Below are 25147 nucleotides of genomic sequence, written 5' to 3' on the forward strand. Positions count from 1 at the left end.
AGTTCGTAATTACCATCTATTTTATTCGTAATCTATTAAAAACAAAATATTTTATTCTTTGTTTTATACCTGGCAACTCCTTTAGAGGAGTTCTTACATTTAGTTGTCGGTCTTTAATAGCTTCATTCTTCCAATTTAAACTAAAAAAGTTTGGAGACGTTATAAATCGTTGTAAACACGCCTTCAGAGTAGAGGCTGGTTCACTAAAAGTTGACGTATCAATATATTGCCCAATTTTACTATTATCAAATTTTCTATCATATAGTCGATCATACTGAATTTGATAAAAACCTTGATTCCATTTCAAAAAATTTTCTATATCTTGAAGTACTACTTTTGTTTCTTTCCCCATATGAGTATCTAAAACATCAACATATACTCCCAAGACATCTTTCCACATTATAGATTTTTCACACGTTATATGGAACGCCTCACCTAATGCAGTATCTTGTCTTATAATTGAGGCAATACCTCGAGCCACATCTGAACCGTAAGTAAGTGTTGTTGTTTTATTATAGATATCGTTGGAAAATGCTATAGGCCTACCTTTTAATGCTCTATATAGCCATGATTCTTTTTCTAGTACTCCGAGTTGAAGTCTTTCTTCACCATATGTGATATATGGTCGAATTATAGTCCAGTTCTTTTTAGTTGAATTAAAAAGTAAATCTTCTTGCCGAGCTTTTGTTAATGCATATTCATCTGTTGATAAATATTCACTATCTTGAGTTACATCTAATAATCGAGCTGACTTTTCAGTAATAAGATCCTTTGAGTTTGCATATACTCTAGCAGAGCTTAAATAAATATACTGTTCAGTTGAATTTAATAAAAGATCTAAACGCTCTTGAAACTCAGCTGTAGAATAAGACATAAAATCAACGATTGCATCCCACTCTCCTTGTAAAATTTCTTTTAAGAACCTCGTTTCACGCGCGTCACCGAAAATGAATTTAATTTTAGTTTTATAATCATAGCGTTTTCTCGACGTCACATAAACTGAATTTCCATCATCGACGAGTAACTGAGCCAGGTATTTTCCCATGACCCCAGTTCCACCTAATATAAGTATTTTCATGAATTTCCTAAAATAGCCTCGAATTTATTAAATTAGAAATTTAATGTTAAAGAACCAAATAAGTTTAATATACCAATGTAACCTACATTTGGGCTGGTAATATTCTAACTAAAGTCTCATTCATTGAAACAAAAGAATTTATTTTTATTTTAAATTCAATACCTAAATTAAAGAATTAAATTTCATATCGTCACATTTTAACCTTAATGAATCTCGAGACCTTTTGTAGCTGTAATAACTTTTATATTTTTATTAATAATTTCATAGCTAAATTTTAAATCATTTCTTCTTGTAAGTATTATTTATACTCTTTTAAATTGATATAGTTCTTCATCGCTAATGACTTCAAATAATATAATTCTTTTTCTGTATAAATAAGTTTTCTATTAATACGAACAACGTCATATAGCCTGATAATCAAAGACTTACAATAGTCAATTCATGGTAATTTATCATTAACTACTTACTATGGTATTCCACTAAAATTATCTACCTTTAATATGATCTCAAGGACATAAATTTAGAACGAAACAATCTCAACAAACGAATAATAACCTTGAAAAATTGATAAAGATTAAACTTAAGTAAACCAATCTTAACAAAGTCAAGTAACTTATGGTTATTTAACTTCCGGTAAAACTTTGTAGCTAATGTAACATTACCTTTAGCACATGCGATATTAAACTGTTGTCTTGCACGCTTTTCTAAAATTAATGGCATATATTTTTCTAAATCGACATCGATATTCGACAAAATATTCAGTGAAATATCAAGTTGCTGATCACACCTCAATATTTCATCAATCCCGGTAGAACGAGAATGGCTATCAGACCTCATTACAATGTGATATAAAGGCTGGTCTATGAACCCGCACAAATATTTATTCGAAATTGGCAATATCAATTGTAAATTTTGTCCCGCACGTGTTTCATAAATTTTTCGTTCAGGTATAACAGATAAGAATTCATGAGTTCTAACTAAATAGCAACCGTTACACATGAAGATATCCTCCTCCATGAGCAAGGCATGAAAAATATCTTCTTTATATTTATCATTTATATTATCAGTTGCCAAAGCAACCCTTGTACTCAAGTCATCCTGTTTATAAAATGCTGCATCTGAACGAACGAAACCATAAGTAGTATTTTGTTCAAGAAACTTCACACGTAGACTAATAGAGTTATTCGAGAGAAAATCGTCCGAATCAGGCCACGTGAGATACTCACCTTTGAATATTTTTAGAGCTTTATTAATTGCGCTAGCCTGACCTTGATTAGCCTGATAAATATATTTTAGAGAATACCCCCTATCTATAAACCTTGATTTATAACCTTCAACTATATTTTTAGTATTATCCGTTGACCCATCATCAATAATAATCAGTTCTATATTATTATAATCTTGGGAAAGTATAGATTCTATAAATCTATATATATATGACTCGCCATTAAAGCATGGAGTTATAATACTAACTAACTTCCCCATGAAGTCACCTTTACATATTGATATTTAAAATAATTTAGTATTTTCAAAGCTTCTTTTCTTTTATAGTTTAGTAATATAAATAATATATTGGGGAGCACAATGCATAACAATATACTTATAAAAAATTGGAATAGTGAATTTATTATAACCGTCGTTATTTCATCTACTATAATTTTAGTTATTACTGCAATTATAAAAAATGATAATGATAGAAACACCAACTTCTTATAATATTCTAATGGCGATTTTTTAAATAAATATTTATATACTACATATGGTCTATGCCATAATGGAACAAATAAACTTGATAATAGCGTCCCTAACAACACACCTGTAATACCAAGTGATTTAACCAATATTAATGATATGATTAAATTTACAGCTCCTTGAATTAATGGGGAGTACTTATCTTGAGTATATATTCCTCCTGCGGACTTCACAGCACCCAATGACGCTCTAGGCCCCAGTAAAAACAAATTAACAGCAATTAAAATCACAACAGTATTATTTAATAAAAAATCATCATTCAACCACAGAGAAATAAAAGGTTGAGCTAAAATATAAAAACAAATACTACCCCAACCAAATAACCAACATGACATAAAATCAACAGTATCAAATACTTCTTCTGAGCGCTCTATACTTTCGGTAGCAATAACATTTCCTAAGCTTGCGATTGACGAGTTAATTATCAAGGCAAACAGTGAAATTACAATTCCGATGATCATAGCGTAATTAGAGTACACTCCAAGTGCAGCAACTCCAATAAACGATGATATAATTAAGTTATCAGTACCATTAACTGATATGTCACCCAGCTTATGCATCATCATTGCTTTTACATTTTTCTTTATTACACTTAACTCACTACTACAAATTCTATTATCATTAAACTGAATATAATCATATTCTTTATCTATATATCTATTTATAAAAACATTCTCAAAAAACTTGACAAACAACTGAATAACTAATGCAAATACAAAACTATTCATAATCAATAAGCAAATAATACGAAGTGAAATGTCTGATATTTGAGATACTGTTGTAAAAGGAACTAATTTATATTCTTTTTGGTCTGCTATTATCAAAGTTCTTTTATATCCCCAAAAATATGTCAGAGAACTATTAAAAAGAAACAATATAAAGATTAGATATATATTTTCAAGACTTGATGTACTCGGTATTAGAATGTGAATAAATGGCATAAAACCAATACCGAGTATTAAAACACCAATTCCAATATAACGATATACCTTTTTGTAAAATTGAATTAATGCATTAACTTTTTCTTTATCGTTAATAGAAATTGGTTTATATAGACTAAAAGCTATTGCTTGTCCAACTCCTAATTCTGCTAATGAAAGAATCATTAAAATATTTGTATAAACAGCGTTCAAACCAAGATATTCAACACCTAATGTTTGTATAAAAACAGTTCGATATATGAATGTCAGCATAATAGTAATTATCATATTAGCTGAAGAAAACATGGCATTTTTTATAGTACTTTTTGTACGCATATCATACTCAATAGTAAACAAATTGAAGAGTAAAATTCATCCATAAATATTCCTAATTATTACTGAGTCTCGGCTAGTTTAAACAACCGCTCTGATATCGGTGCTGTTTAAACACTTGAGTAAATAAATCAAACATTCTGATTTTATTAGATGATATAGGTGTCTTATAGCATTAATTATCAATATATTATAAAAAAATATTTGCAGAAAACTCAACTCCGGCCTTATCTTTATCAGACAAAATAGGTAGCTCCTTTCCCAAAGGCCAATTAACGTCTATGACTGGGTCAGCCCATCCCAACGAAACTTCAGACTCTGGACTGTAATAGTTTGTACATTTATAAACAAACTCAGCCTCATCACTAGTTACATAAAAACCATGTGCAAAGCCTTCGGGTATCCACAATTGACGTTTGTTTTCAGCAGAAAGATAAACCCCCACCCATTTACCAAATGTAGGCGAGTCTTTACGAATATCAACAGCGACATCGAACACTTCACCAGAAATAACACGGACTAATTTACCTTGGGTATTTTTTGTTTGATAATGAAGTCCGCGTAAAATCCCTTTTTTAGATTTAGAGTGATTATCTTGTACAAATTGAGTTGGTTTACCAGTAACTAATTCTTCAAATTTATTTTGGTTCCATGTTTCCATAAAGAAACCACGTTCATCACCAAAAACAGCTGGCTCAATAATTTTCACATCTGGAATATCTGTTTCAATAACTTTCATTGCTATTCTCTACATTATATTTAAGCGTAATCACTCAAGTGATTTAATGCTGATTGCCAATCGCTTGCTGGGATATTAAAGACTGTTGTTATTTTTTTAGTATTCAACTTTGAATTGCCAGGGCGCTTCGCTGGGGTTGGATATTCTTCAGTTTTAATCCCCTTTACATCAGGAGATTTAACAAAAACGTTTTGTTCAACCGCTTTATCAAAAATAGCTTGAGCGAATTCACACCAACTAACATGTGGCATACCAGAAAAATGATAAATACCATAATTATTAGAATTAAATGCGTTTTTTGTATCAGTGATAATTTTAGCTATTTTAATTAATGCTGCCGCAATATCACCAGCATAAGTAGGACCGCCAAATTGATCAGCAACAATACCTAAAGAATCTCTTTGCTGACCTAGTCGAAGCATGGTCTTTACAAAGTTATTACCATCTTCACCAAATACCCATGCGGTACGTAAAATAATATGACGAGAGCAAGCATTAATAACCGCTTCTTCACCCGCTAATTTACTTTCACCATATACACCCTGCGGGTTAACGGTATCAGATTCACTGTACAATCCTTGTTTATCGCCTGCAAAAACATAATCTGTTGATATATGTAATATTGCAGCACCAACTTGTTCGGCAGCTTGGGCTAAATACTTAGGACCATCTCGATTAATAGCATAAGATAATTCAACTTCATCTTCTGCTTTATCGACAGCAGTATGAGCGGCTGCGTTAATAATAATATTTGGTGAAAAATCTAAGACGGTTTTTATTACCTCTTGCTTAGACGTAATATCAAGTTTATCTCTATCAACGGCTAAAAATTCAATCTCAGGGCAAGATTGTAGCTGTTTAACTAAACAGCTACCCACTTGACCATTGCTACCTGTAATTAATACTTTCACAATGTTTATTCACTTCTTATTTTTATTCAGAAACAACACGCATTAAATACTGACCGTATTCATTTTTCATCATTGGTTCAGCTAACAACTGCACTTGCTCTACAGTTAACCAATCATTACGCCATGCTATTTCTTCTAAGCAGGCAACTTTTAAGCCTTGAATATTTTGTACAGTTTCAACAAATGATGCTGCTTGTTGCAAGCTCTCATGAGTGCCTGTATCTAGCCATGCAAAACCACGACCTAATAGTTCGACATTAAGTGTTCCATCATTTAAATACATTTCATTTAATGTGGTAATTTCAAGCTCACCACGATGTGACGGTTTTACTTGCTTTGCCATTTCAACAACACGATTATCATAAAAATATAATCCTGTAACTGCATAATTTGACTTAGGTTGTTGCGGTTTTTCTTCAATAGAAATAGCTTTCATATTATTATCAAATTCAACCACACCGAAACGCTCAGGATCATGAACTTGATAACCAAATACAGTTGCGATTCCTTGTGTTGTTAATTCTTTAGCATGATTTAACTGTTGTCCAAATGACTGACCATAAAAAATATTATCGCCAAGCACTAAGCAAACGCTATCATCACCAATAAACTCTTCACCAATAATAAAGGCTTGCGCTAAACCGTCAGGAGAAGGCTGAATCGCATACTCTAAGTTAATACCAAAATCAGCACCATTACCTAATAAACGACGAAAACTGTCATTATCTTCAGGCGTAGTGATAATTAAAATATCTTTTATACCTGCCAACATTAATGTTGATAGCGGGTAAAAAATCATTGGCTTATCGTAAATAGGTAATAATTGTTTAGATACACCACGTGTAATAGGGTAAAGACGTGTACCCGAACCACCCGCTAAAATAATTCCTTTCATTTTATTTCTCACTCTTATTCATTGATGTACCTAAACGTTCAAAGCTATATGAGCCATCTAACACTCGGCTCCACCATTTTTGATTTGCTAAATACCACTCAACTGTTTTACGAATACCAGATTCAAACGTTTCAGCAGGTTTCCAGCCAAGCTCACGTGCAATTTTAGAAGCATCAATCGCATAACGGACATCATGCCCAGGGCGATCTGTTACGTAAGTAATTAAGTTTTGGTATTCCGTTACACCTTGTGGCTTATTTGGCACTAATTCTTCAAGTAATGAACAAATGGTTTTCACCACTTCAATATTGGCTTTTTCATTGTGACCGCCAATATTATAGGTTTCACCAATCTCGCCTTTAGTGACTACGGTATAAAGCGCTGATGCATGATCTTCTACATATAGCCAATCACGAATTTGCATGCCATCACCGTAAACAGGTAGTGCTTTACCGTCTAACGCATTGAGAATAATTAACGGAATCAGCTTTTCAGGGAAATGGTACGGGCCGTAATTATTTGAGCAATTAGTTACAATCGTTGGTAAACCGTAAGTACGCAGCCATGCACGGACTAAATGATCGCTAGATGCTTTAGAGGCTGAATACGGACTTGATGGCTCATACGATGTTGTTTCAGTGAACAAGTCATCAGTGCCTTCCAAGTCACCATATACTTCATCGGTTGAAATATGGTGGAAACGAAATGCCGTCTTATGTGTAATATCTAATTGATTCCAGTAAGCACGTGTCGCTTCTAAAATGGTATAAGTGCCAACAATATTGGTTTCAATGAATGCTGCAGGACCATCGATTGAGCGGTCAACATGACTTTCAGCGGCCAAATGCATAACCGCATCCGGTTGATGCTCAGCAAAGACGCGATCTAACTCAGTGCGATCACAAATGTCCACTTGCTCAAAGGTGTAACGCTCATTATTTTCAACGGTAAGTAATGATTCTAAGTTTCCTGCGTAAGTTAATTTATCAACATTGATTACGCTATCTTGAGTATTATTAATAATGTGACGAATAACAGCTGAGCCGATAAAACCAGCACCACCAGTGACCAAAATTTTCACAGAAAACGATCCTTTTTGTTTATAATTACAGCACCAATATTCATCATCCATTGGCACTATTGATGTGAATTTCACGATTTTTCGTGACTCATTTATTGAATAATTTCATCAGGCCAACTCAGTATTTTTAAGGGCCTGAGACACAAACACTGAAATTTGAGCCATAAAAAAGCACTAGCTATCTCAGCTAATGCTTTGTTATGAAACAAGTTTAGTTATTATTTGGGGTGTTGAGGGAATAGGTCCAATCTAGGGTCTAGGGTCTAGGGTCTAGGGTCTAGGGTCTAGGGTCTAGGGTCTAGGGTCTAGGGTCTAGGGTCTAGGGTCTAGGGTCTAGGGTCTAGGGTCTAGGGGAAGATTATTCCTTCTCAATCGTCAATCAGTGAAAATATTAACTCTACAACACGTGATAAGTAGATTCCCTATCTCGTTCGTAATCTCACTGTAGGGAATGACGATGGTTAGCTCGAACATTCACTATTAAGAGTGACGAAGGTTTAGGCGCTTTTTCTCGTACCTAGACCCTCGTCCCTCTAAACCTGTTATCTACTTATTATCACTCGCGTAACTGTAGTTGTAATAACCATAGTTACCGCCATAGGTTGAGCTTGCCTTGCGAACCACCGCGTTCAGAATACAGCCTTTGACTTCAATACCATTTTGTTCAAAACGGTTTTTAGTCACTTCAATTTCTTTAACAGGGTTTAAACCAAAACGCGCCACAATCATGGTTGTGCCTGCATGAGCACCCACAATAGCTGGGTCGGTTACCGCTAGAATTGGCGGGGTATCCACTAACACTAAGTCATAGTTTTCAGATGCCCAATCCAATAATGTTTTTAAACGCGGATGCATTAATAACTCAGATGGGTTAGGTGGCACTGCGCCACGGGCGATAAAATCAAGGTGTTCAACACCAGGTGATTTAACCACTTGCTCAATGGTTTGTTGACCACTTAAGTAATCCGCCAAACCGGGTTTGCTATCAACACACATTTGGCGTTCCATACGACCTTTACGCATATCGGCATCGATTACTAATACACGCTGTCCGCCTTTGGCCATTACTGCAGCCATGTTAGCAGATACAAATGACTTACCAATACCCGGACTCGGACCTGAAATCATTACGATATTATTACGCGCTTCCATCATCGCAAAGTGCAAACTGGTACGTAAACTGCGCAGTGCTTCAATCGATAAATCCGCAGGGTTAGATACTGCTAGTAATGCTTGATTTACTTGTAGTTGCTGTTTTGATTTAAATTTCTTTTCTAAATCGGTTTGCCAATTTGATAATGGAATCGATGCATAAACAGGTAAACCTAATGCTTCAATTTCATCAGGACTTTCAACACCACGGTGCAATGCTGCGCGTAGAAAAGCAATCGCCACACTTAACATGCCACCTAATAAGGTCGCTAATACCACAATTAACGCTTTTTTAGGCTTCACTGCTTGGCTATAAACTTGAGCGGTATCTAATATGCGTACATTACCGACCGTACTGGCTTTAACAATGTTCAGCTCTTGCACTTTATTAAGCAGTTGCACATAAATCTGTTGATTAACTTCAACATCACGGGTTAAACGTAAAACGGCGCGTTGAGTTTTTGGTAAGGTCTCAATACGTTTATTTAACCGTTTTTGCTCTTTAATTAATGTTTTACGTTTATCCATTAATGAAAGGTATGCTGGGTGCTCTTTAGTAAAACGTTGTGAAATATCGGTTTCTTTAAAGGTTAACTGATTTAGCTGTGATTCCAATGCCACCATGGTTTCAAGGGCTGATTTTGCTTCAAGGCTTAAATCAACCGATTCATTCTGTTGGCGATAACTATTAAGTTTATCTTCCGCCGCCATTAATTGAATTTTAATTTCAGGTAGATGTTGCTTTAAAAACACTAAGCTATTTTCAGCTTCTGCTGAGTTGCGCTCTACGTTTTGTAGAAAGTAGTTTTTACTGATGTCATCAACAATCGCTTTAATATCGGCGCGGTTTTCACCGGTCATTGATAATTGCAAAATCCCGGTTTGTTTACCTTGCTCTGCAACAGCTAAATTACGTTGTAAATGTTGAATCGCATCTAAACGGCTAATTTTTGCTAATGCAAACTCAGCACCGTTCACTGCTTGTAAATCGGTAATGAATAGTTGGTAACCATTCACTTGCGCTAACTCACCCACTTTACCGATTAATACTTTGCGGCCATCACTGTCGTTTAGTTGATATTGACCTTGCTTGGCATCCGTTACTACGATTTGATAACCGCCTTGTTCACGACCATTTGCAACAGTAAAACGCGAAACATGAATAAAGTGTTGCTCGCCCATTAAGCGCGCCCAACCTTTACCGACGACGGGGAAATATTCAGGACTAACGACTGTAGTTAAGTTTAACTTATCAACCGTTTCACCTAATACCATCCGTGATTTGATGATTTCTGTTTCAGTAGTTGCGCTTGATTCACCGCCACCAAACATATCCGCCATATCACCACCAAGGGCTGGCATGCCTGAACTTTTCGCTTCAATCTGAATGAGCGCATCAGCTTTATAAATGGGTGTCGCTAACAATGCATAGCTAATACCGACAATAGCAAAGATAAAGGTAGTAATAATAATGAACCAACGGTGATCAATTAAAATACCAAACAGTTTACCAATATCGACTTCATCCGTTCCTGGAGAAATATTCGGTTGAGGGTTTTGAGCAATACTCATTAAGTAAAGATTCCGATGTTAAATTTTTAAGAAGATGAGGAAGAGCCAAAGCATCATCCAAAAGTTAAATATGGTTTACAGCGCGTGGTTAGTAGATTTCCTATCGCTCTCATAACTTCACTTAGCCCATTATTCGTCATCTCGGAAGAGAGGGACGAGCTATCCGTGATCTACTCACCACGTCATTAAGCTTTAAAGAAGCCAGTGAATTCAATAACTCTACAACACGTGGATAGCAGATTCCCTATCGCCCTCGCGGGCATTCACTGTAGGGAATGACGGAGGGTTATGATCGAGCGTTAAAGAAGCCAGTGAATTAAATAACTCTACAACGCGTGGATAGTAGATTCCCTATCGCCCTCGCGGGCATTCACTGTAAGGAATGACGTAGGGTTATAATCGAGCTTTAAAAAATCTATTAAATTCAATAATTCTACAACACGTGGATAGCAGATTCCCTATCGCCCTCGCGGGCATTCACTGTAGGGAATGACGGAGGATTATGATCGAGCGTTAAAGAAGCCAGTGAATTCAATAACTCTACAACGCGCGGATAGCAGATTCCCTATCGCCCTCGCGGACATTCACTGTAGAAAATGACGGAGGGTTAGCATTCACTCTAAGGAATAACTGACGTTAGAAAGTTACAATTTCTTCGCCCACGCTGTTGCAGCTTGATCAATTAAATCATAAGCATGATCAAAGGCTTCTTTACTTAGTCGATAAGGATCGGGAATATCCTGCTGACCAATCCATTGTCCAAACAACATCGTTTTTCCGCGAGCTTCTGGCGCAATGCTGGTTACTGCGTCGATATGGCCTTTTTCCATCACTAGAATTAGATCAAAGTCACGGCATAAATCGCTGCTAAGTTGCTGTGCTTGGTGACCTTCAAGAGAATAACCATGAGTAAGTGCCACTTCAGCTGCCATTTTATCGGCAGGTTTGCCCGCTAAACCACTTTTTGCAGTGCCAACACCCGCTGAGGCGATATGTTTATTCGGTAGTTTTGCTTGCAGAATACGTTCGCCAGACGGTGAACGACAGATGTTACCCACACAAACAACAAGAATTTTATTGAACATAGGAATAGGGTTCGAGTAAATAGGGTTTAAGGGACGAGGAAGAGCAGGAGCAAGCAAAAGCAAAAATAAGGGTTTAAGGGACGAGGGACTGAGGAATATAAAGATCAGGAACGCGATTTTTAGGGACGAGGGAACAATGTTTGCTTGTTACTCTTCCTATTTTTACCTTCTTTTCCTGTTATTCCTATTCTTACCAGCCCTTACCTTCTTTTCCTTTTTTCCCTTCCTCAAATCATTACTTCAAATTCATGTAGTAATTCATACCTTCAGAAAGCTGATTAAAACTGCTGATGGTTGGCACTAACTGTTGAATCACGCGGTTCCAACGTGCAATAGGCGCCGCTGTCACATACACCACATCATATGGCTGTAATTCAAATTCAGTACCAATCACTAATGCGGTCGCATCTTTAATGTTTAACTGATAAAGGTTAATCGCCGGCACATGAGGGGTTTTATTTAAATCCGCAGGGTTAGTACGAATAACAAATACCCCAGTTGCATCTGCTTGTAATTCATTAATGCCGCCAACGCCACTTAACGCTTCGGTTAAGCTCATGCCTGCGCGATCAATCTTAAGTAATTTAGGTTCTTTAACTTCGCCTAACACAAACACTTTTTGTGCATCATTACGTGGCACATGAACAATGTCGCCATTACGTAATAATCGGTTTTGAGTTAAATCACCACGTTGCATTAAAGCATATAACGATAAGGTTTGATCTTTACCATTTCGGGTTAACGTTACATGACGCCAATCAGCATCTGTTGCTAAACCGCCTGATTTATTAATCGCATCAAGCAAGGTTAATGGCACATTGGTAATCGGTTGTTGAGCTGGGTTTTTCACTTCGCCCGTGACATACGCTTTTTGTGCACGGAATGCCGCTACGTTGACATCAACTTGTGGTTTTTCAACATATTCAGCTAAGCGTTGAGCAATGTCACTGCGCACTTGCGAGACAGTTTTGCCTGCAACTTGCACTTTACCAATGTAAGGATAAAAGATAGTGCCATCAGCATGAACCCAGTTACCCGCTTCACTTGCGCTACGGTAAGAACCTGCTGGAATGGTTAATTCAGGGTGATCCCAAATCGTGATATTTAAAATATCACCAGCACCAATATGGTATTCATAATCCGCTAATTCTTGTTCAAGTTGAACGTTAACCTGCGCAGCAACTTTAGCGACTTTAAATTGGCTAATATTATTAACGGTTAGCGGAAATACATTCACTTGTTGATCAAGTGTTGGTTGCTGAGGGTTAACTTCAGTAACGTGTTTACCATCAAGACTTAGATGCGATCCCGGCATACTACAGCCCGCTAACATTACAGAAGCGACTGCTGTGACAAGTAATTTTTTTGATAATTCCATTAGATTAAGTTCATTTCAGCATTGATGGAAGAGAATTGAAAAGCAAAAAGGCATGCTACCGCCCTAAGGTTACAGCCCCTCATTTGCTTTAAAACGATAAGTTTTTTTTATTGATAACAGATAACAAAGATACCGAACACTCGGCGACAACCAACAGCATACTTACTCAAAACAGTCTAAATAAATATCATACATAGCATTTACACTAGTTATGTAGCAGTGGGATTCTACTTAATTTATATATAAAAAGAAATATAAAAATATGTCCATTTTATATCCTTACCACATCAAAAAAGACATGTAACTAACTGTAAACAAAAGGCGAACATAAAATAACTAACTTTTCAATGCATTCACAAGTAGAATTACAACAAAAACACCATAACCTAGATCAATGTCACACTTTATACACATGAATGCGCATAAAGCAAAAAAATGTCACACTGGTTCATGCTGTTATTCAGTATAATTACTCACTTAATGCAATAATAAAAAGCAGTAAAGAAACGCCATTTTATTGGCGACCTATATGTTATTTTTATCAATAAGGATTTACATCATGAAAAAGAACGCACTTGTTCTTCTAGCCGCTATCGCTATGTCTTCACCAGCATTTGCTGGCGGTTTTGTTGCAGACGACGCTGCACCAGTAGAAACATCAGTAGCACCAACAGGTGAAGCTGCTGGCGTAACAACAGCTGGTACAACAGCAGCTGGCACAACAGCAGCTGTTGTTGTTGGTGGCGCAGCAGCAGTTGCAGCAATCGCACTTGCAGCATCAGATTCAGGCAACACTAACTCAACAACAACGTCTACATCGACGTCAACTTCAGTTAGCTCAGCACAGTAATTGATGACGTTTAACCTGATAAACATTTAGGTTAATAAAGGAATAACCGTGCTCGCCACGGTTATTCTTTTTTATCAGCTATTCGATTATTGCAATCTATAGCTCAATTAGAATGGCATATCGGAAGCAACCCCATGCTTAAAAAACTTATTTCTCATCCCATTTCAAGGTTGTTGCTGTTATCTGCGACAGCATTATCAATTACTGGTTGCAGCCAAAAAATAACCAGTGTTAACGATACGGTACGCCTTGCTGTACAAGGTACCGCTGATGTTCATAAATCAGCTTATGACATTGCTCAGCTTCCTTATGCCAGCACCTATGTTCGTATAAATAACCAATCGCAGTTGTTTATGGTGCTCGCACTAGCAGAATCAGCGTCAGGTGAAACCATCACTCATGCTGCTTCTAAAGCTTCTGCCCCACACGTTTCGCCCCCGCAACTAAAATGGCTTGCCAGTGATAACGGTATGCTAGTAACTCAAAGTGGACGGATTATAAAAACCGTTAATTTAAGTGAGGGGAATTTGTTAGCAACCCACAGTAATAGTGCAGATCCGTTAGCTTTAGGATTGCATCTAGCAACAACTCCAAAGCAATGGCAGCGCAGTGTTGACTGGCAACCGGGTTACCACAGTGGTTATCAATTAGATTCAGTGTTTGTGTTTGATCATGCAGAAGTATTAACCATTAATGGCAAATCAGTTCCAGTGCTGCGCTTTAATGAAAATGTGTCGGTTAAACAATTAAATCAACATTACAGCAACACTTTTTGGGTTGAACAGCGTACGGGTAAAGTCATCAAGAGCCTGCAATATATTGCGCCGTCTTTACCGAGCGTTGAAATGACAATTCTGAAACCTTTTAGCTAACGGTAGCGTATTTATGTTTTCACTTATGTCTCTCTTTTCTCACTACCGCCGTTATGTGCTAGCGAGCCTGTGTTTATTATTTTCTATGCCAAGCTTTGCCCAAAGTGTGATCACCTTACATGCCAACGGTAATTCAGCAGCAGTCACATTACATTACGCAGAACCCGTACGATTAGCCCAAGTTGTTAGTGATAGTCTCAAACAACGCACGGTTGCTACAGTCCCTTATTGGCTTGGTAGCAGCTTAAGCACCACCACTGAACCAAAAACCAAACAAGCCTTAATCACTCAACTAACGCAATTAAGCCAACAACACCGTGACGATGCTGTCGTTAGTGAAAGTTTTTCTAACACTACGCAATGGTTACAACAGCACATTCTTTACCAACGTCTGCCCGTTAATATTGATATCGATAAAGTGCGCTTAAATAAAGCGGATAATCCGTTATTAAACGGTGATTACCAACTGCAATTAGCCAATCGCCCAACGTCAGTAACCGTGATTGGTGCGATTGAAAAGCCACAAACACTTAACTGGCAGCCTCGTATGGCAGCGAAAGACTATTTAGCGCAAGTAACCCCTCTTGCCATCGCTGCAAATAGCGAAGTAACGGTTATTCAGCCTGATGGTGTGGCGCAACAACACCCCATTGCGTACTGGAATAATAATCACAATGACATTGCACCAGGAGCAATCATTTACCTTGGCTACCAGTCGCTGTTTAATGATTACAGTGACTTAAATCATGCTATTTCTTCAATGCTAATCAACAGGACGTTGTAATGAACTCTGTCACATCGGCTTCTCATCGCCTCCCTTTATTAGGCCAACGTCCTTTATTTGCTTTCTCAGCATTGGCTATCGCGTTACTGCCCTTGTGTCATGCACAGGCAGATGAATTTAGCTACCCTCAAATGCGCTATTCTAATAGTGATTTTGGTGGTGTGGGTTTAATGCAAATGCCAACAGCGCGTATGCAGCCTGAAGGCGAATTTACTTTTGGTACCACCATTAGCAGTGATTACCATCATTACTGGACATCTTTACAATTGTTGCCGTGGTTAGAAGCCACTATCCGTTATACCCAAGTACCGGATCTTTATTACAGTGGCGATCAAAGTTTTAGTGGCGATACGTTATATACCGACAAAGGTATTGATGCCAAAGTACGCTTATGGCAAGAATCTTATTGGTTACCTGAAGTGGCGATTGGTATTCGTGACCTTGGTGGCACGGGTTTATTTGATGGTGAGTTTATTGCTGCCAACAAACGTGTGGGACCGTTAGATTTCACCCTTGGTTTAGGCTGGGGCTACATTGGTCAGCGCGGTAATATCACCAATCCATTATGTAAAATTGATGATGCGTTTTGTGATCGTAATAATGGCTATAAATATACTGGCGGCAGTTTTGAGACTGGCAATTGGTTTAAAGGCAACGCTGCCCTTTATGGTGGTGTCGAATACCAAACACCATGGCAACCATTGCAGTTAAAACTGGAATATGATGGTAATGATTATAGCGATGATTTCCTTGCTAATAATGGTCACGACATGACACCCAAAACCCCGTTTAACTTTGGTGCTGTTTATCAATTAACTGACTGGGCGACAGCGAACATCAGTTATGAGCGTGGCACCACAGTCAGCTTTGGTTTAAGTGTTAATACTAACTTTAACCAGTTAAAAGCCAGCTGGTTAGATGAACCGATGCCAGCGGTAACAACAGCACCAACAGCTAAGACACTTACTACAGAGCAATGGCAACAGCTTGCTCAAGATGTAGAAGACATTGCTGGCTACAAAAATCCAACTATTTACCAAAATGGCGATGACAGCATTACTGTGGTTGCCGAGCAAGTTAAATATCGTGATCGCGATCAAGCTCAATTACGTGCAGGAATATTACTTAATAACCAAGCCCCAGCTGTTGAGCAATTCACTATTATTGAAACGGTCGCTAACCAACCGATCACTGAAACGGTATTGAACCGTAAGCAACTGCTGCAAGTGGCAAATAATGATTATATCGGCAGTCATATTGATGATAGCCGCACGACAGCTGCACCAACGAATGTTCAAGGTCAGCAAATGGCAGATCTTAACCAAAACTGGAACGTCGGTATTGCACCAACACTACAGCAGTCGTTAGGGGGTTCTGAAGGCTTCTACATGTTTAACGTCGGGGTCACGGCCAGTGCTGATTATTGGTTTAACAACCACTTCACTGTCGGCGGCTCAGTTTATTTAAACCTTTACGATACCTACGATAAATTCAAATATGATGTGCCGCCAGATGGTACCCATAATAAGCGCGTTCGTACACTTGTGCGTCAGTACATTACTGATAACACATTACGTATGAATAACTTACAGCTAACGTGGCTAGATCAAGTCTCTAGTGATTGGTATGCACAAGCGTATGCAGGTTATTTAGAAGTGATGTTTGGTGGTGTTGGTGGCGAGGTGCTTTACCGCCCTGTTGGCAGTAATTGGGCACTAGGACTGGATGTTAATTACGTCAAACAGCGTGATCCTCATTCTGCATTTGGTTTCTTTAAAGATCAAAACCAATACGATGATCACCTTGGCCGTTCATATGAAGTTCAAACGGGGACTGCGACCGGTAATTTGACCGCTTATTACCAACCGCAATGGCAGTGGTTACCCAATACTTTATTAAAAGTCAGTGCTGGACGTTACTTAGCTGAAGATACTGGCGTAACTATTGATTTCTCGAAACAATTTGATAGCGGCATTATTGCCGGTGCTTTTGTTACGAAAACCAGTATGTCGGCAGAAGAATATGGTGAAGGCAGCTTTAACAAAGGTTTTTACATCTCGATTCCATTCGATATTTTAACCGTGAAACCAAGCACTAGCCGCGCTCATATTTCTTGGTTACCGATGAACCGTGATGGTGGTCAGATGTTAGGCCGTCAATATCATTTATATGACTTAACCGATGGCCGTCAACCATGGAGCGGACGCAAAGCGTTTAATAACTAAATGAGCATTGTAAATCGGCAACACATTTATGAGTTGTCGATTTTCGTCTCCATTTAACTCATTTTTATAAATAGTCATTTAACAGTCGTGCTTTGAAAGCAATTTAACACTTAACATATACTGCAAAGGGATATCAATATTCTTTACTAACAGTTTGTTACATTAAAAACGACATTTTAAATGAAACAGTGTTTAATTACTATGTCATTCAAAAAAAATGCATTATTATATATGAAAAATATATCCTAATAGCATTTGTTATTGTAGGGTATAGACAAGCACTTTCATATAATAGTGCGAAAATTACCGGCTTAAGTCGGATCTATTACAATTAGGAAAATACGGCAAATATTATGAAAAAAACTTTTCTAGTACTACCACTTGCTCTTCTTGTATCTGGCGCGGTAAATGCTGCAACAGATAACCCATTTTATGCTGGTGCTCGTTTAGGTAATAGCTTCTACGACATCAAAGACAGCACAAATAACATCGAGCTTGATAACACAAACCTTTCTGGTGGTGTTTTCGCTGGTTACCAAATCACACCTTGGTTCGCAGGTGAGATTGGTTACACTAACCTAGGTAGCGCAAGTGTTACTAATGGCCAAGGTAAATTTACAGCTCAAGGTGCAGACCTTGTAGGTAAGTTCTCTTACGCTATCAACGACAAAATCGATCTATTTGGTAAGCTAGGTGCTTTCTACTACGATTGGAACGCTAAGAATGGCGCAACTGCTGATGACAACGGTTGGGCTGGTACTGCGGGTGTTGGTGCTGAATACTACATCAACAACAACGTATCTACACGTGTTGAATACCAATACTACAAAGATGTAGGCGGTGCTGACATTCAATTCGCTGGCGTTGCACTTGCATACCACTGGGGCGCTCCAGCACCAGTAGTTGCTCCTGAAGTTGTTTACGTTGACCAAGTTTCTGTAGCAACTATTGACGAGCTAAAACTAACGGTTCCTTTCGCATTCGATAGCACTAAAATTACAACTGGCGATGCAAGCAAGTTAGTACCTTTCGAAGAGCGTCTAAACCAATACCCTGATGCAACTATTACTGTTGTTGGTCACACTGATAGCACTGGTCCTGAAGCATACAACCAGAAACTATCTCAAGAGCGTGCAGAAGCTGTTGCTAGCGCACTACGTACTCACCTAAATGTTGGTGCAGATCGCGTAATTAGCGAAGGCCGTGGTGAGCTAGATCCAATCGCTCCAAACAACACTGCTGAAGGTCGTGCTGAAAACCGTCGTGTTGACATCATCGTTCCTGAGCTAAACGTAGAAACAGTTACTCAAGTTGTTGCTGAGTAATTTCTACTGCTGATAAAGGTTAATCCTGCGTATTAATTACGAAGACAGGTATTGACGAATAATCCGCCCTAACTTCACGGTTATGGCGGATTTTTTTATAGAGCAGGGAAAAGCAGGTTTTTAGGGACGAGGAGAAAGCAGGTAAGCAGGTAAGCAGGTAAGCAGGTAAGCAGGTAAGCAAATAATAAGAGCTGATATAAGGAAAATACAGTGTGTGGCAGAGCTAAAATCAAAAGCAAAAAAAAGCCCAACTCATTATTTAAATTGGGCTTTTATTTATATCTAAAACACGCTTTAATTATTGAGCACCAAAGCCTGTTAGCATGGTGCGAATAGTTTTAAATACAATATTAATATCTAACCAAAAAGATAGGTTTTTTATATAATATAAATCGTGTGCTAACTTCTCTGATGTCGATTCTGTATCATCAGCATAACCTTGAACTACTTGAGCCCAACCAGTGATACCTGGTTTCACCATATGGCGGTAACCATAAAACGGTATCTCTTGCTCAAACTGTTTAACAAAACTGTCTTGCTCAGGACGAGGGCCAATTAACGCCATATCCCCTTTTAGTACATTAAAAAATTGAGGTAATTCATCAATACGAACTTTACGAATAATCTTACCAATTCGAGTTACACGCGCCTGTTCAGCCGTAGCAAACTTATCTTCAGCATCCGCTTCTTTTACGGTCATGCTACGGAACTTATAGATTCTAAATAAGCGACCACCTTGACCCACACGCTCTTGTATAAACATAGCAGGGCCTGGGTTCTCAAGCTTAATCAAAATAGCCGTTATAGCCATAATCGGTAACGTAACCGGAAATGTTGCGATAATAATTAATGACTCCCAAATACGTTTAAAAGTCATATAAAGCGGATTTGGCTGTAATGAACCAATCGCATTTTCCATTAAATGCTTAGTTTGAACCTTACCTTCCAGCATTTCACGAATACTTTCAGCATGGAAAACGGCGATATTATTTAAACTACAATCAGCAATAAATTTTTCACCTTCGGCTGATAAGTTACGATGTAGATCAACAACTAAGCTACCTTTAATATTACGAATATCATAAGGTTTTTTTAATTCGATTACCTGTACTCTTCCCTCTTTATTTAATGAATTAACATCGAAATTAGAAATAGCAAAGAGCACCAATCGTTGTGATTCTTGACGAATAATCGCTGTAAAAAATAGCCATACAAAACTTAACAGCCAGCCGTAAAAAACAATACTACGAGAATATTCAATACGAACCATAAACATAATAGTTATAGCAATACCAAATACGCTAAGTAAAACGGGGAGAATATAAAACTTCCGTTCAACTAATAGATAGCTAGTAATACGTGGGAGTGTCATTGCTGTTGCTAAATAACAAATTCCAACCATCCACATTGAATTGATTACACTTTCTCGCCCATTAATAGGGGCGACAAACAACTGCAATACTACCAGAACAAAAATAATTCCTATGCTATGGCAAAGATAAGAATTTGATAATAACTTTTTCATAATAAAACTTTATCTACTCTAAGTTATACTGAATAGCTCATATAAGGTTATGTTGATTTTTTAAATCCCAAATATGCATAAAAACAAAAATAATATAAGCTTCGTGTAACACTTAATTTTTCAATTTCTCGATATAATCGCCATTGATATTTAGCTGCATTTTTTTTATTGGAAGACACACTATTAGGCTGTATCGCTAAATAATCAGCAAGAATATCATCCAGTCCCCAAGCATAATCAACTTTTTTCAATATCTTTAACCACAATCCTAGATCCTGTCTCTTTGATATATTAGGCATATAAACTTTACCTAATTTATCAGCATCATAAATAGCAGTTAAACAACCTATACGATTACTCTTCAGCATATCAATATATGATACTTGTAATTTTGGATGATATACACTGAGTATATTACCCATTGAATCAATTCGATTATATGCGGTATATGATAGTGCAATATTTTTTTCTTTCATAAATGAAATTTGTTTTGTTAACTTTTCAGAGTGCCACAGATCATCACTATCTAAAAATGCTATATATTGCCCTTTTGCTTTTTCTATAGCAATATTTCTTACAATAGCGGGTCCTGCATTCCAATTTTGTTTAATAAGTTGTATACGTGAATCTATACTCATATACTCTTCAATAATCTGACAAGAATTATCCGTTGAATTATCATCAACAATAATCATTTCCCAATCAATTAATGTCTGATTAATAACTGATTTTATTGTTTTTCTAATCGTCAATGCAGAATTATAAGATGGTGTAATAATCGATACTAAAGGTTTTATGGACATATTAATTCTCAACTAATGTCATCTAAATATAAGTTAGACAAATGATTTTATTACATTCTTTATTGCATTTTTTTTATATATTATTTTTATCTTCTTTATACAAAATAGAATATATAATAAATTACCTCTAATTAAACCATTGGCAACCTTGAACATTTCTAACTTTGTTTTAAGCTTAATTGGTGTAGAGTAAAAATCTTGCCCTGATGAAATAAGAGGATGATAAGTACACACCTTGCGTGTCTTAATAATTTCCTTGCCCTTATCCAACAAATTACACGCAAAAATATACTCCTCACCAGAAACGTATTTAGCACCTAACCCAAAATTTTCATTAAATCTAATGCCATTAAGTAGATCTACTTTTATAATCATATCAATTGAAGAAATAGATGCTGCAGATATTTTATTTATATTTTGTTCTTTATTACCGGGAAGATATTCAATTTCTTCATGAGAATGTGACACAACCAACATCGATAATTTAGGATGTTTTCTCAAATAATCTTCAACATAAATCAAAGCAGAATCATGAATTCCAACATCATCATCCATAATCCATAAATATTCAGCATTTGTATTTTCAATCGCTAAATTCCGGCTTTTTGATAAACCAACAGTATTAGATTTTATATAACGAACATTTTTAGGTAATGTTTGTATGTAATCACTATAATCTACATCATTTGAAATCTGATGTATTATAAGATAATTAAAATCATCTCGAAACTTAGGATTGTAAATGCCATCATTTAACGTTGATATACCTACTTCAATCTTTAGTGTTGAACCCAGCATTATACTTCCTCCCAACACTTCATATATTTATTTGTAACCTGTTCCCAAGTTAATAAATCATTATCGATCATTTCTCTTTCTTTATTATTATATTGAAGAAGAATGGCTTTTTCTAATTGTAGTTTATTATCAACGACCATATAGCTATTAGATTTTGAAATGAAATCATTAATACCAACTAAATTAGACGTAATAATGTAACATTGATAATTAATAGCATCAGCGACAGCTAAAGAAAAAGACTCAAAGTCACTATATTGAATGAAAAACTTTGATTCTGATAATGACTCAAATACTATATTTTTATCACAAAAACCAAAGTCTTTAACAAAAGAAAAACTATTTATTTTATTCGAATCAATCCCATTTTCACCAAAAAGATTAACCTTAATATTCAAACTATGTTCATCATTTATTTTTTGTATTACTTCACAAATATCTAAATGACGTTTTTCCTTGCGACCACCACCAATTAGAGTTATTAAATTATTATTTTTTGATATGGATAAATTATCCATATAATTAAATCCATTCGGTATAACAACAACTTTTTTATTGATTTTTGCCTTTTCCGCCAATAATTTTGATACTGGCATAATTTTATTTGCACATTTTTGTTGTACAAATTCAAAAATACGACGATATAGTGATATTTTTCTAAACCGTGACTCGATAGCAAGACTACCATGCATAGTCATAAATGCTTTTTTTCCACATAAGCGTGAAAAAATCATAAAGAGCATTCCAAGAAATGACACTCCAGATACATGTACAGCATCTACATTAAATATCTTTTTTAAAACAATAAAACTTAATTTTGTCGTTGATTGTAGAAACTCTACCTGATTAACTTGATTTGAATTCTGAATGCTATCTCTAATATTAATATCTACAGTACTAGGTCCATTGCCTTTAATAAAATCACCAATATAAAGTACTTTCATTAACTCTTTAACCTCCGCTTAATTAATACATATATCGTCGCTAAAATTAAAGGTATCGATTTATTTAATGGGTATTTTTTAAATACTTTAATTGTATTTTTAATGGAGAATATTGCAGCAAAATGAAAAGCTGTTTGTTTTACTATATTTAATTTAAATTTTAATAAATTTAGATTCGTATCTAACAAACTAAAAACACCTTTGGGGTTGTTTTTTAACAATTCCTGATAATTATTCGTTAAACCACCATCAATATATTCACCCGTTATTATTGGATAATTAAAACAATGAATATTATATTTATCTACAACTTTATTCCATATTACAGATTCAGTGACGAATCTTTCTTTTTTATAAATAGGAAATTTATTTTTTCTAAAGACATTTGTTTTTATTACAATAAGCCTATCACCACCGAGTTTGATAAATTCATCTAACGAATAAATCTCCTTATCAAAATAAGGATACTGACTTTTACCATCAATAAAAGCATTTATCTCATAATCACAATCAGATAATGATGAAAATAAAGAATCTAGTGCATTATCGACCAAATGATCATCACTATCAACAATAGTTAAATATTTCCCTTTAGCATAATCGATCCCTAAATTTACAGCAGTATGTTTACCACCATTTTCTTTTCTAAGATATTTTAACTTGAAATTTATTTTTGATTTTATATCTTCTATAACTTCACTTGCATTATCTGTCGAACCATCATCAACAACAATCCATTCTATTTTTGATAGCCATTTAATATTTTGATTGTGTATTGATTCAGCTAAAATATTCAAATAATGTGCACGATTATAAAGTGGTGTTATTATTGAAATAAACATTTAATACCTTTTAATTCCTTAATATATTGAATAGGATTAAATATTAACATATAAGCTTTAGACTGCGTTATAAATAACATTCTAGATTCTTTAAATATAATTAGTGATAAATAATTTGCAATTAAATATGCAACAAATGAAGATCCAACAGCACCAATAATACCAAATGTAGGAATAGTATATAAATTCAACCCTATATTAACTATCGCAGCTAGAATAGTTTTTACTATTTCAACCTTATAGAATTCATTTGCATACAGATATCTTGATGTAAATGCACCAGAGAAAATAAACAATGAACACCAAATATGGAATGATAATACTAAGCTAATATTATTATTTTCCCCATATAATGATGATGTCAAATATGGTGCAATTAACATTGTTATAAATGAACCAATGATACAAAATATAGTTACTGTCGTAATGGCTATTTTAATAAATTGAAGTTTATCATTATTAGTTAACTTTACTATTTTCGGATAGAATGTATTAGCTAGAATGCCTGCTAAAATAAATATTGATGTAGATAATCTTGTCGCTGCAGAGAATTCGCCAGTCGCTGTATTACCAATAAAGTATTTAATCATCAATACATCAGTTTGAGTAAATAACATAACACTTAATGTCGATAAAATTAAACTTACACCAACTTTAGAATATTCCTTACATTTATTTTTATTAATGGAAAAAACATATGAAGCCTTAAAAAGGTATTTATTTACAAACCATGAAACCACAAATTGAATAACATAATATATAGCATAAATAAACAATACATATTCTTTATTTTTAATTAAATCTAAATAAACACTAATAACTGGTATAAAAATCAAAAAACTAATGACGACTGCAATAGTTCTATACTTGGATTCGACTAAAGCTGAATAATTCCAATAAAAAGATTTTGATAATATAATAAAAAAATTAGCTATCAAAATTGATGTTATTGCATTTTTAATAATAATATCACTATTATCAAACACAATTAATGATGTTATCATAACAAAAACAAATCCTATAAGCTGGATTATTATCCCAGAATATATATACTCACCCGTTTTATTTTTATTATTAACAATATCTTTTATTACAATAACATCAATTCCAAGAATGAATATTGATATTATAATCGTTACCATATTTAATGTATAAGCCCATTGACCATAATTACTAATACCTAATGTTTGTACATAATATGATGCCATCCATATTTGAAAAACAAGCATAGCCACCCTATCAAAAAGAATAACACCAATATTTAACAAATACTTTTTCATTAT

At 35.6% G+C, this 25147-nt stretch carries 21 protein-coding genes; 5 read left to right on the top strand and 16 right to left on the bottom strand.

Translation table 11 applies throughout. From position 1 onward, the window contains the following. Window positions 1-16: 16 nt before the first annotated feature. From CZ809_RS12840 to CZ809_RS12885, 10 genes are all read right to left on the bottom strand, one after another. A complete protein-coding gene (locus CZ809_RS12840; RefSeq protein WP_080158026.1) occupies window positions 17-1078 on the bottom strand; it encodes an NAD-dependent epimerase/dehydratase family protein in 1062 nt (353 codons plus the stop codon). A 495-nt stretch (window positions 1079-1573) separates the two neighbouring features. Beyond that, a complete protein-coding gene (locus CZ809_RS12845; RefSeq protein WP_080158027.1) occupies window positions 1574-2563 on the bottom strand; it encodes a glycosyltransferase family A protein in 990 nt (329 codons plus the stop codon). Beyond that, a complete protein-coding gene (locus CZ809_RS12850) occupies window positions 2551-4086 on the bottom strand; it encodes a lipopolysaccharide biosynthesis protein (RefSeq protein WP_080158028.1) in 1536 nt (511 codons plus the stop codon). The genes CZ809_RS12845 and CZ809_RS12850 overlap by 13 nt, the downstream gene beginning before the upstream one ends. Window positions 4087-4273: 187 nt before the next feature. Beyond that, window positions 4274-4822, bottom strand: a complete 549-nt coding sequence (rfbC, locus tag CZ809_RS12855; protein ID WP_080158029.1) for a dTDP-4-dehydrorhamnose 3,5-epimerase — start codon at window positions 4820-4822, stop codon at window positions 4274-4276. A gap of 20 nt (window positions 4823-4842) precedes the next feature. Further along, the gene (gene rfbD, locus CZ809_RS12860; RefSeq protein ID WP_080158030.1) at window positions 4843-5736 is read right to left on the bottom strand and encodes a dTDP-4-dehydrorhamnose reductase; all 894 of its coding nucleotides are present in this window, start codon (window positions 5734-5736) and stop codon (window positions 4843-4845) included. Between the two features lie 19 nt (window positions 5737-5755). After that, window positions 5756-6628, bottom strand: coding sequence for a glucose-1-phosphate thymidylyltransferase RfbA (gene rfbA, locus CZ809_RS12865; RefSeq protein ID WP_080158031.1), 873 nt, complete (start codon window positions 6626-6628; stop codon window positions 5756-5758). Window position 6629: 1 nt separating this feature from the next. Continuing rightward, a complete protein-coding gene (gene rfbB, locus CZ809_RS12870; RefSeq protein ID WP_080158032.1) occupies window positions 6630-7709 on the bottom strand; it encodes a dTDP-glucose 4,6-dehydratase in 1080 nt (359 codons plus the stop codon). Window positions 7710-8255: 546 nt separating this feature from the next. Further along, on the bottom strand, window positions 8256-10433 hold the full coding sequence (locus CZ809_RS12875; RefSeq protein WP_080158033.1) for a polysaccharide biosynthesis tyrosine autokinase: 2178 nt from the start codon (window positions 10431-10433) through the stop codon (window positions 8256-8258). A gap of 644 nt (window positions 10434-11077) precedes the next feature. Further along, window positions 11078-11518, bottom strand: coding sequence for an arsenate reductase/protein-tyrosine-phosphatase family protein (locus tag CZ809_RS12880; RefSeq protein WP_080158034.1), 441 nt, complete (start codon window positions 11516-11518; stop codon window positions 11078-11080). A gap of 235 nt (window positions 11519-11753) precedes the next feature. After that, window positions 11754-12896, bottom strand: a complete 1143-nt coding sequence (locus CZ809_RS12885; RefSeq protein ID WP_080158035.1) for a polysaccharide export protein — start codon at window positions 12894-12896, stop codon at window positions 11754-11756. Between the two features lie 559 nt (window positions 12897-13455). Here CZ809_RS12885 and CZ809_RS12890 point away from each other — a divergent pair. The 5 genes from CZ809_RS12890 to CZ809_RS12910 all read left to right on the top strand — a co-directional run bounded on the left by CZ809_RS12890 (window position 13456) and on the right by CZ809_RS12910 (window position 18952). Continuing rightward, window positions 13456-13746, top strand: a complete 291-nt coding sequence (locus tag CZ809_RS12890) for a hypothetical protein (RefSeq protein ID WP_080158036.1) — start codon at window positions 13456-13458, stop codon at window positions 13744-13746. 134 nt (window positions 13747-13880) lie between these two features. Then, window positions 13881-14618 carry a YjbF family lipoprotein gene (locus tag CZ809_RS12895; RefSeq protein ID WP_080158037.1) on the top strand — a complete coding sequence of 246 codons (738 nt, stop codon included), beginning with the start codon at window positions 13881-13883 and terminating at the stop codon, window positions 14616-14618. 25 nt (window positions 14619-14643) lie between these two features. Next, window positions 14644-15402 carry a capsule biosynthesis GfcC family protein gene (locus CZ809_RS12900; protein WP_159447952.1) on the top strand — a complete coding sequence of 253 codons (759 nt, stop codon included), beginning with the start codon at window positions 14644-14646 and terminating at the stop codon, window positions 15400-15402. After that, window positions 15402-17627, top strand: coding sequence for a YjbH domain-containing protein (locus CZ809_RS12905; RefSeq protein ID WP_080158039.1), 2226 nt, complete (start codon window positions 15402-15404; stop codon window positions 17625-17627). Before CZ809_RS12900 ends, CZ809_RS12905 begins: the two co-directional genes overlap by 1 nt. Window positions 17628-17980: 353 nt before the next feature. Further along, window positions 17981-18952 carry an OmpA family protein gene (locus tag CZ809_RS12910; RefSeq protein ID WP_080158040.1) on the top strand — a complete coding sequence of 324 codons (972 nt, stop codon included), beginning with the start codon at window positions 17981-17983 and terminating at the stop codon, window positions 18950-18952. Window positions 18953-19250: 298 nt separating this feature from the next. Here CZ809_RS12910 and CZ809_RS12915 read toward each other — a convergent pair whose 3' ends face one another. Genes CZ809_RS12915 through CZ809_RS12940 form a run of 6 tightly spaced genes read right to left on the bottom strand, consistent with a single transcriptional unit; the run spans window position 19251 to window position 25144 of the window. Beyond that, a complete protein-coding gene (locus CZ809_RS12915) occupies window positions 19251-20477 on the bottom strand; it encodes an exopolysaccharide biosynthesis polyprenyl glycosylphosphotransferase (protein WP_080158041.1) in 1227 nt (408 codons plus the stop codon). A gap of 47 nt (window positions 20478-20524) precedes the next feature. Further along, complete coding sequence (locus tag CZ809_RS12920; RefSeq protein WP_080158042.1) at window positions 20525-21280, bottom strand: glycosyltransferase family 2 protein; 756 nt, start codon at window positions 21278-21280, stop codon at window positions 20525-20527. 33 nt (window positions 21281-21313) lie between these two features. Next, window positions 21314-22078: a glycosyltransferase family 2 protein gene (locus CZ809_RS12925; RefSeq protein WP_080158043.1), complete on the bottom strand. Its 765-nt coding sequence runs from the start codon at window positions 22076-22078 to the stop codon at window positions 21314-21316. Beyond that, window positions 22078-23022 (bottom strand): glycosyltransferase family 4 protein, encoded by a 945-nt coding sequence (locus CZ809_RS12930; protein ID WP_080158044.1) that lies wholly within the window; start codon window positions 23020-23022, stop codon window positions 22078-22080. The genes CZ809_RS12925 and CZ809_RS12930 overlap by 1 nt, the downstream gene beginning before the upstream one ends. After that, entirely contained in the window at window positions 23022-23864 is an 843-nt protein-coding gene (locus tag CZ809_RS12935) for a glycosyltransferase family 2 protein (RefSeq protein WP_080158045.1), read from the bottom strand. The genes CZ809_RS12930 and CZ809_RS12935 overlap by 1 nt, the downstream gene beginning before the upstream one ends. After that, entirely contained in the window at window positions 23849-25144 is a 1296-nt protein-coding gene (locus CZ809_RS12940) for an oligosaccharide flippase family protein (RefSeq protein ID WP_080158046.1), read from the bottom strand. Before CZ809_RS12940 ends, CZ809_RS12935 begins: the two co-directional genes overlap by 16 nt. Window positions 25145-25147 lie beyond the last annotated feature (3 nt).

Origin of the sequence: Photobacterium piscicola, from assembly GCF_900166965.1 — a bacterium.
GTDB lineage: Bacteria > Pseudomonadota > Gammaproteobacteria > Enterobacterales > Vibrionaceae > Photobacterium > Photobacterium piscicola.